The following is a 17,617-nucleotide window of genomic DNA, read 5'->3' on the forward strand; positions in this document are numbered from 1 at the left end:
GCCTTTCGGCTTTTCTTTATCTTAGCTCATTAAGACAATTGAGCAGCAGCAATTTTCTTCGTATCAACATTCGCAGCAGCGTCAGTGTACGCTTCCATCTTGTCGAAGTTCATGTATTGATAGATGTCAGCTGACATGCTGTCAATTTGAGCAGCGTATTGTTGGTATTCTTCTAGAGTTGGTAATTTACCAAGTACAGCAGCAACAGACGCAAGCTCAGCAGATGCTAAGTAAACGTTCGCACCTTGACCTAGACGGTTCGGGAAGTTACGAGTAGAAGTCGACACACAAGTTGTGTTCGGCGCTACACGTGCTTGGTTACCCATACATAATGAACAACCTGGCATTTCAGTACGCGCGCCAGCTTTACCATAAATGTTATAGAAACCTTCGTCCATCAATTGACGTTCGTCCATACGAGTAGGCGGAGCCAACCATAGACGAGTAGATAAAGAACCACCAGGTACTTTGTCTAGAAGTTTACCAGCCGCACGGAAGTGACCGATGTTCGTCATACATGAACCAACGAATACTTCGTCAATTTTTGTACCAGCAACGTCAGATAACAATTTCGCGTCATCTGGGTCGTTCGGGCAGCAAAGAACTGGTTCAGTAATGGTAGAAAGGTCGATTTCGTACACTTTAGTGTATTCAGCGTCAGCATCAGCTTTAAGAAGTGATGGATTAGCCAACCATTTTTCCATGTTCTCAACACGACGAGCCATAGTACGAGCGTCGCCATAGCCTTGTGAAATCATCCACTTAAGCATTGTGATGTTAGAACGTAGGTATTCAGCAACTTTCTCTTCAGAAAGCGTGATCGCACAACCTGCAGCAGAACGTTCAGCAGATGCATCAGACAATTCGAATGCTTGCTCAACAGTTAAGTCAGTTTCCATTTCTGTTAAGTCGATTTCTAAGATACGACCAGAGAAGATGTTTTTCTTACCTTTCTTCTCTACAGTTAAGTCGCCTTCTTGGATCGCAACGTAAGGAATTGCATGTACTAGGTCACGAAGCGTGATACCAGGCTGCATTTTACCTTTGAACTTAACAAGAACAGATTCAGGCATATCAAGTGGCATAACACCAGTTGCTGCAGCAAACGCTACAAGACCAGAACCCGCTGGGAATGAAATACCAATTGGGAAACGAGTATGTGAGTCACCACCAGTACCTACTGTATCTGGAAGAAGCATACGGTTTAACCAAGAGTGAATAATACCGTCACCTGGGCGAAGTGAAACACCACCACGGTTCATGATGAAGTCAGGAAGCGTGTGTTGCATTTCAACGTCAACTGGTTTTGGATACGCAGCTGTGTGACAGAAAGATTGCATAACAAGGTCAGCAGAGAAACCTAGGCAAGCCAAGTCTTTCAATTCGTCACGAGTCATTGGACCTGTTGTATCTTGAGAACCAACAGTAGTCATCTTAGGTTCGCAGTAAGTACCTGGACGAACACCTTGACCTTCAGGAAGACCACACGCACGACCTACCATTTTCTGAGCTAAAGAGAAGCCTTTGCCAGAGTTTTCAGGTTGTACAGGCGTACGGAATAAAGTTGAAGGTGCAAGACCTAAAGCTTCACGTGCTTTAGTAGTCAAACCACGACCAACGATTAGGTTAATACGACCGCCCGCACGAACTTCGTCAAGAAGTACTGGAGTTTTAAGTTCAGATTCAGCAATTTGTTCGCCGTTTTTGAACGCAGTAACTTTAGCAGCAGCTTTATCGATTTTAAGGGTGATTTCATCGCCCATGTTCATGTTAGAAACATCGATTTCAACTGGTAACGCGCCAGCATCTTCCATCGTGTTGAAGAAGATCGGAGCAATTTTACCGCCTAAGCAGTAGCCGCCGTCTTTTTTGTTCGGGATGTGTGGAATGTCATCACCGAAGAACCAAAGAACTGAGTTAGTTGCAGATTTACGAGATGAACCTGTACCAACAACGTCACCTACGTAAGCAACTTGGTTGCCTTTCGCAACAAGTTCTTTAATTTGAGTTAATGGACCAACTTCACCTGGTTTTTCAGGGTTGATACCATCACGCACGTTTTTAAGCATTGCATTCGCGTGTAGCGGAATGTCTGGACGGCTCCATGCGTCTTGTGCAGGTGACAAGTCGTCAGTGTTAGTTTCGCCAGTTACTTTGAAAACTGTAAGTTTGATTTCTTCTGGAACGTCTTTACGGCTAGTGAACCATTCAGCGTCAGCCCAAGATTGAAGAACTGCTTGCGCGTTTTTGTTGCCCGCTTTTGCTTTATCAGCAACGTCATGGAACGCATCAAATACAAGAAGAGTTTTCTTAAGTGCGTCAGCAGCAAGTTCTGCAAGCTCAGCGTTGTCTAAAAGTTCAACTAAAGGAGCAACGTTATAACCACCAAGCATAGTACCTAGTAGGTAAACCGCACGTTCTTTAGAAACTAAAGGAGAAGTCGCTTCGCCTTTTGCCAATGCAGCCAAGAAAGCAGCTTTTACGTAAGCAGCTTGGTCAACACCCGCAGGAACACGGTTTTCAAGCAAATCTACTAAGAATGCTTCTTCACCTGCTGGTGGATTTTTTAATAATTCAACTAATGCAGCTGTTTGAGCATCATCAAGTGGCTTCGGTGGGACCCCGAGTGCGGCACGTTCTGCAACGTGTTGGCGGTAAGCTTCTAGCACGGTGTTATTCCTCTTCTTTAAAAAATTATTTGTGAATTCCTGCTTTATAAAAGCTTCACAAACAATGTGGACTCCGAAATATTACTAAAATTCCAGTTAAAAGTTAATGCAAGTAAAGTGTTTCTTCGTGATGCTCATTATTTTCTAACTAAATGATGCTCATAATGATTATTCCACAATCAATTTGGCATGTAATCTGCTCAAAAGTGACTCAACATGTATACTTTTAACGCAACTTTAGGCATAAAAAAGGCAACCTAGATGTTGCCTGATTTATCAAAAAAAAGATACTCCACCTTAGTGGACAGTGGTACTGCTTAAATATTGACTTAAACTGGCACGGCAGCCTTCAAATTTGACCACCCAATGGTCTTCACAGAGTGCGCTATGGTTATGACTCGCAAAGGAAATATCGACTTGATATAAGGATTTTTCTGGGTCAATTTTTTGCTTTAAATAGACTTTGTCACCCAAACTTAAAACGTAGTTTCCACCACCAATGATCACTACACCATTTTCATCTTCCAACAGCAAGTCAGAATGATGCAAGTACCCTACGACATTCATTGTGCTGCTCCTTTTGTTCTTATCGGCTGAATTTCATTATTCAATATTCGTATAAGTATTTCCATATTTTAGATTTAGGATTTGTCACAAATTGTGATGATTTGCTTAGGCTATTTTCAGTCATGCTATAAATATAGAAAATACGCATTTCAGCGCTCAAATATGCCATTTCAGACACAAAAAAACCGTTCCTTAGAACGGTTTGTAATCTGGCATTTCATCATACGGGGTTGCAATACACTTCTGTGTAAATTCAGCTCGAATCTTCTCTTGTGCCAATTCAGTATCGCCTTTGATCTGATCGACAGGCAAAGCATACACTTCATCAATAATCGTTAAGATAAATTTACGTGTAGTTTCATCTTCAACTTTGTTGGCATGTTCAACAGCTTTCACTTTTTCAATCGCATTTTGACGATCAAGCATAATCGAACGCGCGGCATTTCCAACACTACGGCAGTAACCCTGCCACTGTTCTTCAGGGGTCAATGGTTTTTTCTCAGCACAGCCAACCAATGCAAACATGACCGCCAAAGCAAGTAACTTTTTCATGAACATCTCCTTAGCCAAGGCAATATAAAAGATCACTGCCCTTTTGTCATTCAAATTCCGTATAAACAAAAAGCCCAAACGGGCTTTTTATGTTAAGGGCTTTAGACCACAGTGCTTAGCCACAGCTTGCTTGAACGATTTTGTTGTTGCTTGGGTCAACAGTAACGGTAACACGTTCAGCACGATAATCCATGGTGACAGGCTGACCAGGTGCAACCATGCGCACCGTTTGAGCTTTGGTCAATTTTTTGATTTGGGCTTCGGTTAAATGAGATTGACCGATTAAGCGTTTTGCCTCTTCAGGCACACATTCAGCTTGATTAGCACGGAACAATGCCCATTCTTCAATGACTTGTCCGTTGGCTAAATGGCAATATCCAACCTGACCATCGGCTTCATTGCGAATTTCAAGCTTTCCACCCTGTTCAACACAATATTGACTTGCAGGATTTGCCATCCCAATTTTTGGTGGTGTGCTTGTGGTTTCTTGTGAAGTTGTACATGCCGTCATTAAGCTCGCAAGTGCGGCAAACGCAAATATTTTTTTCATGGCTGAATATTCTTGATCTGAAAAATGCAACTTAGCAAGTTTTCTCTCGCACGACTATGGCATTTTTGAAAATGATCTTTTTACGTTAATTAATCACTAAATGTGTGTAATGAGAAAAAATAGATAGCAATACGGCGCAATGCCACGGTTCACTTGCGTTTTAGCATGTTATTGATTTTTAAAACTTCTGTTTTTGTATAAATATTCATCATTTAAATCTCTGTTTTTAAACGACTTAAATTGACGCACCTTTGTTTTTAAAGGATTTTTTTATTTGAAAATAGCTGATGATCCGTCTTATGCTAAAAAAAGGAATTTTCTTCAAACACGCCTTGTAGCGTAGGAGCAAAATATGTCAAAAAAACTGCCGATTTATTTTTCGGACGATGCTTGGTCGTCTTTACAAAAACTTATGGGGACGGATGGTAAACCCAGTCCAACCATCAATGCTCTGCTTGAACAACAATTAGAGCAACAACCTAGCGATCCTTTTCTTGAATCTGAACTCAACGTCAAAGCTATTCAGCCCAAATCACATATTGAAATTCCCGTTGCGCTTGAACGTATTCCCGCAGGCCCTGCCTTTGCCAACAAAGATGTATTTGAAAAAGCTTTAGATTTAAATGATCTGCTTTTGATTAATCCGTTGGCGACCTTTATTGCTTATGTGGACAGTGAATCTTTACTCAATGCTGGCTTTGAAATTAATGATACGATTTTGGTTGATCGCAGTTTGGAAGCAAAGCACGGTGATATTGTCGTGGCGCTGATCGATCAACGTGAGATTACCTTAAAGCGTTTAATGATCACAGAAAAAATGTCCAAACAAGATATTTATGACATTTTTGGGGATGCCAATAAAAAACTGCCTGAGATTTGGCTTAAAGCAGAAAACCCTGAATATCAACATATTATTCCTGAAAATAGCCAAAGCATTATGGTTCAGGGTGTGGTGACATTTAATTTAAAAAAATTCTATAAACGCGCAACACACGTTTAAGCCAGTTCTTCTATGAAAGCCGAAAATAAAATTTTTGCGTTAGTGGACGTGAATAACTGCTACGTGAGTTGTGAGCGTGTGTTTAATCCAATGCTCAATCATGTACCGGTTGTCGTCTTGTCCAATAATGATGGTTGCGTGGTTTCACGCAGTCAAGAAGCCAAGGACCTTGGCATTAAAATGGCAGTGCCTGTCTATCAAATTCAGGACCTCATTCAACGTTATCAAGTTCAGGTTCTTTCGAGCAACTATGCACTTTATACCGAAATGTCGAAGCGCTTTATGAATACCTTAGGGCAATTCGTCAGTGGTGAAGATCAGGAAGTCTATTCGATTGACGAGTGTTTTCTTGATCTTACTGCTTATCAAGAACTCTTTGACCTAACAGACTATGCAAAGCAGATGCGAGCTACCGTCAAAAAATGGTTAGGTATTCCCTGCTGTGTCGGTATCGGGCGCTCCAAAACCGAAGCCAAGATTGCCAATCATCTGGCCAAGAAAAATAAATACTTTCATGGGGTCTGTAACCTTGTCGATATGGATCCCTGTTCCAGTGAGCAATTACTCGCTCAGACACCAGTCAATGAGGTGTGGGGTATCGGACGTAATCATCATAAAAGTCTGAATGCGATGGGTATTCATAGTGTCTTAGATTTGATTGAAGCTAATCCTGAAGCCATACGGCGTAAATTCAGCGTAGTAATGGAAAAAACAGTACGCGAACTACAAGGTTTGTCTTGTTTAGATATAGAATATGACACACCACGTAAACATCAAATTATCAGCAGTCGATCTTATGGTCAGCCGGTCTATGATATGGAACAGATTAAAGCCTCAGTGCGGCTTTATATTTCGCGTGCGGTTACACGCTTACGTGAAGATCAATCCCTCTGTCGTATGGTGGGTGTATTTATTCAAACTGGACGTTTTGCCAGCGAGAAATATTCGCCCTATACCATCGTTTCTTTAACTGAACATACTGATGACTTACTGAGCATCACGCAGGCAGCTATGCATGGTGTCGAGAAAATCTATAAAACAGGCTTTAAATATAAAAAAGCAGGCATCGTGCTGTTAGAACTGATGCCGAAGCAAAACTTTTCACCTGATTTATTTAGCGACCATATACGACGTGAGCAACGTTTTCATTTATCTGAAGCTCTAGAAGGAATTCAGAAAAAGTTTGGGCATCACTATGTTTCAGTCGGTTTATCACAATATAAAACCGAAGATTGGCAAATGAAGAAAAACCTCTGTTCGCCTGCCTATTTAACCAAATGGGATGAATTACCACGGATTAAATAGAAAATTTGTCATATAAAAAAGCCCTCTAGACCTTAAGTTTAGAGGGCTTTTAAATACTTCAATACCAGTTTTAGAATCGCCAGTTATAGAACAAGTCGATTGCACGTTCTAAAGACTGACTTGCTTCCAAGTACAGACGTTGGTTCATTTGGTAACGCAAGGTCAGTTTATTTACCGGTGTAAATACACCTACGCCATAACGAATAAACAAGTCAGGGGTAATATAACCCGTCACAGACACTTGTGTATCGTCTCCTGTACCTTGAGCATCTAGTGCTAAACCACTTAAACCAAAAGTACGACCAATCTGATTGGTGAGCGCGCGTGTACCACCTAAGCCCATACTAATACCTGCAGCTGCGATGGTATTGTTGACATCGGACTTAAAGCCTTCTGTTTGACTTAAACCTGAAGAACCTTCGTTAATACGTCCAGTCAACAATGCATTTAAAGCTTCTTGTTCAGACAATCCTGCATCGTTATAGACTTGAATGCTTGGGCTTGATGCCGTTCCTGTGACACGCACACCCACAGTACTGCCTTGAACCGCTTTATTGGCATCAATGTCAAGCGTTGGATTGGCAAGTTCACCATTGAAACGGGCAATCGCACGATTCAAATCTAAACTTTGACCATAGGCTTCAATCTTCACGCGTTTAGAAACACCAATTGCCCCATTGGCACGCATCGCAGTTTCTAAACCACGTTGTGATAAATTGACTCGCCCAATTAATGGAATACGACTATCAAAACCTTGGAAGATCACTTGATTACCTAAGGTCACACCAATATCAGCACGAATATCCCAAGGACGTGCAGATTTTAAAATCGCAAGCTGATCTTCACCTTCACGTACAATTCGTACATCGGAGGATACATTGACCACAGGCTGAGACGCTTCAGGCATAGAAATTAAGGCACGTGGCACATCGACCGTACCATTTAAGCTCAGACGTTTCAGCATTGGGTAAACATCCATTTTTAAATCTGGCGTTACCACTGCAGTAATCAACGGTGCTTGACGAACCAGCAAGTTATCACCTTGCAATTGAAGCTGAATACGCGGTTCACCTTTCCAATCTACACGTCCAGTCAGTTTACCTACACCACGTCCACTGTTGAAAGCTCCGTTAATGCTTGCGGTGTCCTGACGAATTGATGAATACAACTGTACATTGGTTAAGTTCACAGGCAGTGAGATCATGCTGATCACACCATCTTTGACCCGAACTTCACCCTGCATTAATGGCTTGGTTAATGTGCCGCTGATTTTACCCGCATAAGATAAAGTTCCATCTAAGGTACGAATATCTTGAATAAATGGCTTAAAGACTTTGAGCTGAACTTGGTTGAAAGCCACTTCACCACGCATTGGTTTGCTGTCTTTATATGGATCGATAATGACATTGGCATATCCTGTACCCATACTTGGTGCTTTGACATCTAAACGAATTTGTAGACCCTGTGCCACGCTCTTCGCAACCAGACCGACTTCTTCATAAGATAAGGTCGATGCTAAATAGTCAGGATCATCCGCAGACAATCCCACCACACCATTACGTGTCACTAGACGTGCATCAATTTTTGGTTTCTGACCTTGTGCCCAAGCAGCTTTGGCATAACCATTAACTTTACCTGTAATCGCTAAACCTTCTGGCATAAAGGCACTAAAGTCATTCAGGTCAACGTTTTGTGTCACGAACGATACATTACCGCGTGTTTTATTCACACGAATTGGCTGATCAAAACATAACTGACTTTGCTGACTCATCCAGCAGTGCGAACCAACAAATAAGTCCGATTGTGTGGTGTTATAGATGACTGCAGCATTCTGACGTTGAACCAAATGGGTACGCAGTGAATCGAAGTCACCCTTTTGAATTTGACCCAACCAATTATTTTGCGCATTAAAACCACCTGCCAACTGCACAAAGAAACGCGACAGTTTATTTTCAGCCTGAAGTTTTAACACATGCGCATTTCGAGTTCCTGCCAATGATATTTCACCTTTGACAATTTCTCGTTCGCCACTCCGTAATTGATCCATACGTGCAGTCAGTAATGTCGGTGTGTTGGCAGAAGTCGGCAACTGACCTTGAACACGGATTTTTTTGATGCTGAGCACATTATTAAAGGCAAAATCATCCATTGCTAGATTCGCAGAAGCCTGTAAGCGTGGTTTGCTTTGCATATTGATATAGCCTTGCGCACGACCATGTAAACCAGGATAAAGCTCATACAATGCAGGTGCATTCAGTTTCAATTGTAAATTCTGCGCATTTCCTGATGCCTGTAACTGGTTATTGGCATATGCCAGCATTAAGTTATTGGCTTCAAATTGCTGCGGTACAAAATCATTATTATTGAGAATTAAAGATAAATTCCCTGTACCACGTACAGGTTTATTGTTGATCATACCTGCCAAATTCAATTGCTCAATTTGGACACGTTTTAAATGATCACTCCAAACCCCTTTGGTAAAGACATTCCCTGAAAGCTCACCTTTCACATTCGATGCAAAATATTGCGGTTTAAAACGAATCAGAGAAGCTCGGATATTCCAGCCAATCCCGTTCACCAAATTAACTACACCTGAGGCATGAACTTTACCTGCAATACCATCATGGCGTAGTTCGCTAATTTTAATGAGCTCAGGTGTACCTGAAATATTAAATTTCAGTAAGCCTTTACTTGCCTGTACCTGAGAAGCATTTAGACCACCATCATATTTGACTGCATAACTCTTAAAACCACCGCCATGCTTTTCATCATGGAAAATTAACGCAGCCATACTATTCCCGGTTAAATGTACAGATTCTTTAGAGCCTGCCAATTTCCCAGTCAAATTAATGCCATTGAGCTGAATAATTTGTTGATTTGGTCGTGCATAGCCATTGGCAGAAAGCTGACCGTTAATCAAATCGACTGGTGCAGCATCCGCGATCACCTGAGGATTAAAGTTCTGTGCTTTTAGTTGAGCTTTCCATTTCAGTAATCGTTTTTCTGAAGGCAAGTCCACAACTACACTACCACTCAAGAGCCCTTGACCTGATTGATAACTAAAACTTGGCACATTTAAAATATTATTTTTCATATTCAGCTGTGCAACATACATCCCCGCAGGCAAAGCACCTTTATCATTTTTAGTAACTTTGGTTGCTACCCCAATATTCTGCTGACCATCGACCAAAGCCAGATTCACTTTACCGCTGTCACTCGACAACCACCCCACATACGGCACTGCACGGTCAATGTTATTCCACGACACTGTCATCAGCATCGGTTCAGCTTTTTTACCTTTAGCTTCTTTTTGATCGAGCTTGATATTCCAAGTTTCATATCGATCAAAATCAATCAAACCGGTTAAATGTAAACCTTGCTCAAGCTTCCCTTTGGAAGCAATTTTGCCATCCAGTTTCGGCGGCAGAAAATCCTGTACTACTTGAGGAATGACTTTGTCTTTAGGATTCAAGTTCTGCATTCGACCTTGAACATCCCAAGTCACATGATCTTTCCAGCCTACAACACCCGCTAGGCTCACCGAACCTTTCATGAGTTGTGCATTTAAGTCAGTGATATTGAGCTGATTTACCAAATCGGTATACATCAAACCACTGTACTGACCTTCGGGAATATCTTTACCACTGATGTCTGTATTGATATTTAAGTCTAAACGCTCAATATTGCCTTTAAAGCCTGCAACACCATTTTTAGAAAACAGCTTTTGCTCGGTTAAAAATGGCCAGTGATATTGTTTAAATTTCAGCTCACCACACATCGGTACATTTTTACGCATCGGATGCACTACCGCCCAACCTGTTAATAGATCAGGCGTATTGGTTGCCACACCAGCTTGAATAGTGTCTAATGAACCTTTGGCATTTACGTAAATATCACGGACATTTAAACTGTTATTTAATGAAGGTAAATTCACAATCCCAATGGCATTCAAAGGATATTTACCTTCAAACTTCATATTACCGCTGGCTTGGCGCACAGACAGATAGCCCATATCCATACGCGTATCTTCAAAGGTCAACTCCGTACCTGACCATAGACCTTCGTTAATCTCGACATCATGAAATTTAACTGATGATGTTTGGGTCTGAATAATGAGATGATCTAGATCAAGATGATCAACTCGAAGGACGAAAGGTAGTTTAATCGTACTGAATTTGAAAGGTTCATCACTTGGCGGATTCTTGGTAATAATTTGAAGATTACGCACATCCGCGTTATTTAGATGGATTTCTTTTTTAATAATCGCGCGCCAACCCAAGGTGACATCGGCACGATCAATTTTGACATCAACGGGTTTTAAACTTACCAATACATTACGCAGGATAATCCCTTTCCAAAGATTACCCCCTTCATATTCATAATGAATGATTTGCTGACGTTCTAAGACTTGGTCAAGAAGGAACTTACTGCCTTTATCGGTTGAGAACATAACAGCCAATGCTGCAGCCAAAAACACCAAAGAAAATAAGACCGATAGAATCACACTGCGCAAAATACGGCGCTGCTTTGGAGCTGCGACCTCCTCAGTCGGTGGTTCTTGTTGCGGTGTTTGTTGGCTCTCTTCGACCATGTTGTTCCCAAATGAATAATTTTTTAAATAATGTTATTAAAGCTGTGAACCAATAAAGAAGTGTAATCGAATTGGCTTATTGTCATCCGATAAACCTGATGCCACATCTATACGAATTGGACCAATCGGTGATGCCCAGCGAATACCAATCCCCGCACCATAGGCTGTTGGGTTACTAAAGTTTTTGTCATAGGCATTACCAGCATCGGCAAAGACCGCAGCGCGCCAACCTTGTTTAAATTGATAGTTATATTCTAACGAACCAATTCCGAGCGCTTGTCCACCAATTTTAAAACCATCGATCTCAGGTGATAAGCTCTTATAGTCGAAACCACGAATACTTTGGTCACCACCTGTGAAATAACGCAGGTTATACGGCACTTTAGTAAAATCATCCGTAAAAATATAGCCAAGATCGGCACGACCGACAAATTGATGATCAGCATTATCACCTAAAGAGTAAATAAAGCGCCATCCCGCATTGGCAATCGCCATATTTACATCGGTCAGTAAATTTTCACTACCCACTTCAACTTTATAGGTTTGTTTAAATCCTTTGGTTGGATTCACACGTTTATCACTGTCTGTACGTGAAATTTCATAACCAAATAAAAGTGATTGCTGATTATCATTGCCGCTCATTAAGAAGGCATCAGGAATATCTTCCACGTATGCCCAACCGTCCTGATTTAAGCGGTCTAAACGATAACGTACCCCGTAGGTATGTTGCCAATTGCCGCGTGGGTTTTTAATCACACGGTCTGCACCTAACACTGCCGATTCAATCGTTAAACCATTACCTTGTGCAACGCCTTCACGCTCTTCACGCTCATAACCGCCCACCAAGCTAATATATTTGTTTAATGGATGGTGATATGGAATGTTATAACGCGCATCAATAGACTGACGAATTTGTGAAACTTCCAAGTTGGCATCAAAGGAATGTCCACGTTTATTTACAATGGCACGGCGATATTGTCCACGTAAACGCGCACCGGTATCTGTACCGTAACCAACACCGACTTCAGCACTGTTTAAACGATCCGCATTTAAAGTCACAATGACCGGAATTTCTTTATTTTCACGTGCTTGTTTCTTTAAACGCTCTTGTTCGCTGTCTTTAACTTGCTGCTCATCTTGCAAGGTCCTTAGATTACTATTCTCAGGATCATTTACACCCGCAAACTGTTCTTCATCAACAACATTTTGCGTCACTTCCTGATCAGATGCTGTATCGACTTTCGCTTTCGTGGTGGCTGCTTGTTCTGTCAGTTTTTGCTCATCGACCAAACGTTGTATATCAGGTGGTAGTTCCAACTTGCTCTCTAGCGGATCTGGTTTAACAGCATCCACTAAGGTGTAATTAAAATAGCGTGAGTTAGTCAGGTTATTAGCCAACCCATTGACACGCCAGAAGGTATAGTCGGCACCATCTTGCCAAGTGACTAAACTTTCCAATACATCACGATCAAGAGGAAACTCCTTGCTCGGGTCGCTCATTCTAAATTCAACAGCGCCTAATTTATAACGATCGCTTGTTTCATATTTTAAATTGATATCGGCTGTATTTTGTGGCTGAGCGACTTTTACATCGTGCATACGCCAAAAGGCATCGAAGTAACCGTTATTATTGGCAGCTTCAACAATACGCGCTTTGGTTTTTTCGTATTCACCGTGATTAAATACATCACCTTCTTCTTGATCAGGAAGAACACCAATGACTTGGAACTGGGCTTTACTTGCCCCCGCACCCGTAAATTCAATTTCTTGTGAAGTAATAGTGACCGGTTCATTCGGAGTCACCAATACTCGTAAGCGGCTATCCGATACTTTCTCAAATTTAAATTCTGCATTGTAGAACCCCACCGCTTGCGCCGCCTGATTGGATAGCGTTCTTAACTGGGGTAATGCGGAGCTAAAGTCCCCGAAGGCTTCTTGGGTAAAACTCGATAATTTTGCTGAAATATTATTTCGTAGTTCGATATATGGTTGCTGTGCGCTGTCTTTATCTTTCGGCGTTAAAATACCCAAACTGGTGTCTAAATTTTCAATCACAACATCTGCATTAATACGCGGCACTTTCGCTGCCATTATTGGACGTTGTGGGCGAACCTTATAATACAAGCGTTTAAAGATATTCTGTTTTTCTGGAGTTTTCGGTTCAGGTGCAGTATTCACTGCAAGCGTTGCACCCTGTTCATTACGCTCCACAATAATCTGACTGTCTGCCTGAATACTTTGCATCAAAGCATCCACATTGACAGGTGCCTGATTAATCTCTGTCAGTTCTTGCTGTGAAGCATCATTCACAATCATTTCATTTTGCTGTGACTGACGATAATTTTGCGCTTCTTTTTTGGCTTGTTCAGCAACCGCATAAATTTCATTTGCTAGATTTTGGTCAATGCTCTCAATTGGCATTTGTTCCAAATCTTCAAATTGAATGGGTTTAAACGCTTGCTGCGCCATCGGCAATTGCTGTTGTTGCTGCAACATTTGCATACTGTCGATTTCAGGCTGTACCGCTAAAGCATCTTGTATTTTTTCAACCGCATCCGATTTATTGGTTGATAAACCTTGCTGAATAGCCTGATCTGCTAATGCTTCAATATTTTCAGCGCTTTCAATTGCCACTGGCGTTTGGATCTGTGTAGTTTGGGCTATACTCTGCTGTGCAAACGTCATAAAAAATAAGCTCATACAAAATCGCGGCGTATAACGATGTTGAATGAGATGATTCATACTCAGATGAAGCATCGTTTGTTTAAATTTTTTCTTTGCAGGCATAGCAAACTCGAAACGAATACATTCTGTAATTGATTATTTGACCAAAAAATATAAGCTAAGGAACTTAAATCTAGGGACTTTTGCCATATCCATGGATAAAACTATCTTACATGATTTTTATCAATGTTTACGTATCTCTGACATTTCTTAATAAAACTTAATGTAGCACACGAAATATGGACAACAACGAACATTTGCTCGCCACACGGCGCTTTCTCCCAATGTTCCTCACGCAGTTTTTTGGGGCATTAAATGACAACGTATTTAAACAAGCCCTACTGCTCGTCATCACCTATGGATGGATTCAGCAACAAGCCGCAAGTATTAGTACATTAAATAATCTTGCCGCTTTACTGTTTATTTTGCCTTACTTTATTTTTTCTGCGACCGCGGGACAAATTGCCGATAAATGCGAACGTTCACAACTGATTCGATATTTAAAGTTACTTGAAATTGGCATTATGATCTTGGGTACTGCGGGTTTCCTATTGGGTAATCTTTGGATCTTGCTACTGGCATTATTTTTAATGGGTACGCATTCGACTTTCTTTGGCCCAATTAAATACGCGATTTTGCCGGAAATTCTTAAACCTAATGAATTGATGTCGGGCAATGCACTGTTCCAGTCAGGCACTTCCATTGCGATCTTAATTGGTATGATTCTAGGTGGTGCGGTTATTTCACTATCGCAAGGTAACTTAATTTGGATCAGCTTGACGGTTCTTAGTATTGCAGTGATCGGTTATTTGTGTAGCCGATTTATTCTGAAACAAAAAGCACCTGCACCCGATTTAAAAGTCGATTGGAACTTCTTTCGTACTAGTTTTCAAACCTTAGGCTATGCCAAAAGTTTACCTTTAGTATTTTTAATTTTGCTGGGTAATTCATGGTACTGGTTTTATGGCGCAACATATTTAACGCAAATCCCTCAATTAACCCTCCAAGTGCTGCATGCTTCTGAAAATGTCGCAAGTTTATTACTGACTTTCTTCTCTGTGGGAATTGGTTTAGGTTCATTTTTATGCCGTAAATTTGGTGGCAGTGAAGTCAATATTAAAATGGTGCCGATTGGTGCAATTGGACTGACCGTATTTGCACTCTATTTAGCGATCAGCCTTGCAGCAGTACCCACACATACAGGTGAACTGATTGGTTTAAGTGAAGTCTTTCATCAAGGGATGAGTTATTACCATGTGATGCTGGCTGTGACATTGTTAGGGATCAGTGGTGGTTTTTACATCGTTCCCCTCTATGCGATGATGCAAGCCTATTCACCTCGTTCACATCGTGCGCGTGTAGTCGCTGCAAATAACATTTTGAATGCCATCTTTATGGTCAGTTCTGCTATATTTTCTATTGTGATTTTAAGTGTTTTAAAATTAGATCTTAAAATACTCTTTTGTATAACAGCAGTGCTTAGCGGTTTATTTACATTGATACTATTAATCAAATTAAAACCAATGATGAAAACTGCAAAAGCGGACTTGGAGGATTAATTCATGCGTCAATTTACTGGTATGGATAAACTCATCCATTCATTTGACCAAGCATTACGTAGCTTAGTTCCTGGTGCAACAAGCTCTCAGCGTGAGAATCCCGCACACGATAAAGAAACACAATTAGCAGTGTCAGAAGCTCGTCATGTTGCAGGGTTAATGCGTGTGAATCATTCAGGCGAAGTTTGTGCTCAAGCGCTGTACCATGGTCAAGCAATGACTGCTAAATTGCCAAATGTCCGCCGTGAAATGGAACAAGCTGCCGTTGAAGAACAAGATCATTTAGCGTGGTGTGAACAACGTCTAAAAGAATTAGACAGTCATACCAGTTTACTTAATCCTGTTTGGTATAGCCTTTCGTTTGGCATGGGTGCAATTGCCGGCATTGCGGGTGACAAATACAGCTTAGGTTTTGTCGCAGAAACAGAACGTCAGGTGAGCCTACATTTGGAAGACCATATTCGTCAGCTGCCTGAACACGATGAACGCTCACGTAAAATTTTAGTGCAAATGAACGACGATGAACTCCATCATCGGGATACAGCACTTAATGCTGGCGGTGTCGATCTACCTCTACCTGTTCGTATTGCGATGACGGGCATTTCAAAACTGATGACCAAAACCAGTTACTACATTTAAATTTCTAATCAAAAAGCCCACAGTGATGTGGGCTTTTTGATTACTTAGGTGGCGTCATATATTGTCGCTCTCTTATTAGTATGTTTCTTTGATATATAGAAATGCATGATTATTCATATATATTTATATTGTTAGAAATAGACAGTACTTTAAAATGACAACATATCATTCACTTTTCGAACTTATTCCCAATTTTAGTTCTTACCATCATCTGAATGGAGCTGAAGCCAAACAAATACGTAAAAAATTTGTGAATGCGATGCAAGATCATATGATGTCTGATTATCAAAAAAGTGTATTCAATAATATTGAATTTAATAAAGAAATATTTTCAACATTTGATGTGCAACATTTACTTGCTTATCTCACCTTTACCATTCGTATGGATCGATTTATCGATGGCATTCTTGATGAGCATATTGAGCAAGGATTTATCCTGACGGCACTTTTACAACTTAAAACACTGACTGATTCATCTAAAAGACCCACTTTTGATATAGCCGATTACGTCACCCGTCAGCTTGCTAAAACAAAAAATAAACGATTTGAAGCATATGTCATTAGCCGTATTATCCATTTACTTAATGATCTAAGCTTAAAGTTTGTGACACAACAATATGTCAGACGATCTGATGAGCGTATTGCATTAACTGATCTTTATTTTCCACAACTTGGCATCCATATCGAAGTAGATGAAGGCCACCATTTCATTAGCCTTCAACATTCAAATCATCCAAGGCTTTCTCACGTTCTCCAAAAAGAAACAGATGCGATTCGTGAACAAGACATTATTAACGTGACTGGGCATCAAATCTTACGTGTGAATGTATTTAGAGACGAATATCATCAACCTATTTCTTTAACATCCATCCATCAACAAGTTGATGTAATACTCAATACGATTCGGCTTAAAAAGAAACAACTAATTGATGAAAACAAGTTTACGCTATGGGAACCTGAAAAAGAGTTTAATCCACAAACATATATTGAACGAGGATATATCAGTCTTGCTGATGATGTGATATTTAAAACTCAAGCGGATGCCTGTAATTGCTTTGGCCATACTTATAAAAGTTTGCAACGAGGCGGTGCTAATCATGCTATTGAATCAGATACTTTGATTTGGTTTCCACGCTTATATCAAAATGACAGATGGATCAATTCAATTAGCGCTGATGGCCTAATTATTACTGAAAAATCAGTTGATGATGAAATAACACATCAACATATTGATCATTGGCGAACAGGCCGACAAAAACGTATAGTATTTGCACGTGTCAAAGACAATCTAAGTAGTCGAGCCATGTATCGCTTTTTAGGTGTGTTCAAACTCAAATTAGCTGAACCTGAAGTGGGTGCCGTATGGGAACGCATCGCTGATCGTGTTAAAACCTATGCAGCAACTCAAATCTAACTTTAAGATTTAGAGCAGCATTTTCCTCTATAAAAACTAAAAGCCCA

At 40.7% G+C, this 17,617-nt stretch carries 11 protein-coding genes and 1 pseudogene; 6 read left to right on the forward strand and 6 right to left on the reverse strand.

Going from position 1 to position 17,617, the window contains the following annotated elements:
• Positions 1–29 precede the first annotated feature (29 nt).
• The 4 genes from A3K93_RS06595 to A3K93_RS06610 all read right to left on the reverse strand — a co-directional run bounded on the left by A3K93_RS06595 (position 30) and on the right by A3K93_RS06610 (position 4,338).
• A complete protein-coding gene (locus tag A3K93_RS06595; RefSeq protein ID WP_067730050.1) occupies positions 30–2,669 on the reverse strand; it encodes a bifunctional aconitate hydratase 2/2-methylisocitrate dehydratase in 2,640 nt (879 codons plus the stop codon).
• Between the two features lie 297 nt (positions 2,670–2,966).
• Complete coding sequence (locus A3K93_RS06600; protein ID WP_067730052.1) at positions 2,967–3,236, reverse strand: hypothetical protein; 270 nt, start codon at positions 3,234–3,236, stop codon at positions 2,967–2,969.
• 192 nt (positions 3,237–3,428) lie between these two features.
• Positions 3,429–3,788: a hypothetical protein gene (locus tag A3K93_RS06605; protein WP_067730054.1), complete on the reverse strand. Its 360-nt coding sequence runs from the start codon at positions 3,786–3,788 to the stop codon at positions 3,429–3,431.
• Between the two features lie 115 nt (positions 3,789–3,903).
• Positions 3,904–4,338 carry an I78 family peptidase inhibitor gene (locus A3K93_RS06610; protein WP_067731688.1) on the reverse strand — a complete coding sequence of 145 codons (435 nt, stop codon included), beginning with the start codon at positions 4,336–4,338 and terminating at the stop codon, positions 3,904–3,906.
• Between the two features lie 352 nt (positions 4,339–4,690).
• Between A3K93_RS06610 and A3K93_RS06615 the strand changes: the two genes are divergently transcribed.
• Together A3K93_RS06615 and A3K93_RS06620 are read left to right on the forward strand one after the other, a co-directional pair.
• A complete protein-coding gene (locus tag A3K93_RS06615; protein WP_067730056.1) occupies positions 4,691–5,338 on the forward strand; it encodes a LexA family protein in 648 nt (215 codons plus the stop codon).
• Between the two features lie 12 nt (positions 5,339–5,350).
• Positions 5,351–6,643, forward strand: a complete 1,293-nt coding sequence (locus tag A3K93_RS06620) for a Y-family DNA polymerase (RefSeq protein WP_067730058.1) — start codon at positions 5,351–5,353, stop codon at positions 6,641–6,643.
• A 70-nt stretch (positions 6,644–6,713) separates the two neighbouring features.
• Here A3K93_RS06620 and A3K93_RS06625 read toward each other — a convergent pair whose 3' ends face one another.
• Both A3K93_RS06625 and A3K93_RS06630 read right to left on the reverse strand, forming a co-directional pair.
• A complete protein-coding gene (locus A3K93_RS06625) occupies positions 6,714–11,234 on the reverse strand; it encodes a translocation/assembly module TamB domain-containing protein (protein WP_067730060.1) in 4,521 nt (1,506 codons plus the stop codon).
• A 36-nt stretch (positions 11,235–11,270) separates the two neighbouring features.
• Entirely contained in the window at positions 11,271–14,021 is a 2,751-nt protein-coding gene (locus A3K93_RS06630; RefSeq protein ID WP_067730062.1) for an autotransporter assembly complex protein TamA, read from the reverse strand.
• Positions 14,022–14,197: 176 nt separating this feature from the next.
• On the opposite strand from A3K93_RS06630, the gene A3K93_RS06635 reads away from it, so the two are divergent.
• The 4 genes and pseudogenes from A3K93_RS06635 to A3K93_RS06645 all read left to right on the forward strand — a co-directional run bounded on the left by A3K93_RS06635 (position 14,198) and on the right by A3K93_RS06645 (position 17,570).
• Positions 14,198–15,517 (forward strand): MFS transporter, encoded by a 1,320-nt coding sequence (locus tag A3K93_RS06635; protein WP_067730064.1) that lies wholly within the window; start codon positions 14,198–14,200, stop codon positions 15,515–15,517.
• Positions 15,518–15,520: 3 nt separating this feature from the next.
• A complete protein-coding gene (gene coq7 / locus A3K93_RS06640; protein ID WP_067730066.1) occupies positions 15,521–16,156 on the forward strand; it encodes a 2-polyprenyl-3-methyl-6-methoxy-1,4-benzoquinone monooxygenase in 636 nt (211 codons plus the stop codon).
• Positions 16,157–16,430: 274 nt separating this feature from the next.
• Positions 16,431–16,568 (forward strand): annotated as a pseudogene (locus A3K93_RS15120) (DUF6508 domain-containing protein); the annotation flags it as partial.
• A gap of 51 nt (positions 16,569–16,619) precedes the next feature.
• Entirely contained in the window at positions 16,620–17,570 is a 951-nt protein-coding gene (locus A3K93_RS06645) for an AbaSI family restriction endonuclease (RefSeq protein WP_067731689.1), read from the forward strand.
• Positions 17,571–17,617: the final 47 nt, after the last annotated feature.

Origin of the sequence: Acinetobacter sp. NCu2D-2 (genome assembly GCF_001647675.1) — a bacterium.
Taxonomy (GTDB): Bacteria; Pseudomonadota; Gammaproteobacteria; order Pseudomonadales; family Moraxellaceae; genus Acinetobacter.

Excerpts from the sequence above, each read along its gene's own strand:
- A3K93_RS06600 (WP_067730052.1), bottom strand. The coding sequence starts at position 3,236 with ATGAATGTCGTAGGGTACTTGCATCATTCTGACTTGCTGTTGGAAGAT.
- A3K93_RS06605 (WP_067730054.1), bottom strand. The coding sequence starts at position 3,788 with ATGAAAAAGTTACTTGCTTTGGCGGTCATGTTTGCATTGGTTGGCTGT.
- A3K93_RS06610 (WP_067731688.1), bottom strand. The coding sequence starts at position 4,338 with ATGAAAAAAATATTTGCGTTTGCCGCACTTGCGAGCTTAATGACGGCA.
- A3K93_RS06615 (WP_067730056.1), top strand. The coding sequence starts at position 4,691 with ATGTCAAAAAAACTGCCGATTTATTTTTCGGACGATGCTTGGTCGTCT.
- A3K93_RS06620 (WP_067730058.1), top strand. The coding sequence starts at position 5,351 with ATGAAAGCCGAAAATAAAATTTTTGCGTTAGTGGACGTGAATAACTGC.
- A3K93_RS06625 (WP_067730060.1), bottom strand. The coding sequence starts at position 11,234 with ATGGTCGAAGAGAGCCAACAAACACCGCAACAAGAACCACCGACTGAG.
- A3K93_RS06630 (WP_067730062.1), bottom strand. The coding sequence starts at position 14,021 with ATGCCTGCAAAGAAAAAATTTAAACAAACGATGCTTCATCTGAGTATG.
- A3K93_RS06635 (WP_067730064.1), top strand. The coding sequence starts at position 14,198 with ATGGACAACAACGAACATTTGCTCGCCACACGGCGCTTTCTCCCAATG.
- coq7 (WP_067730066.1), top strand. The coding sequence starts at position 15,521 with ATGCGTCAATTTACTGGTATGGATAAACTCATCCATTCATTTGACCAA.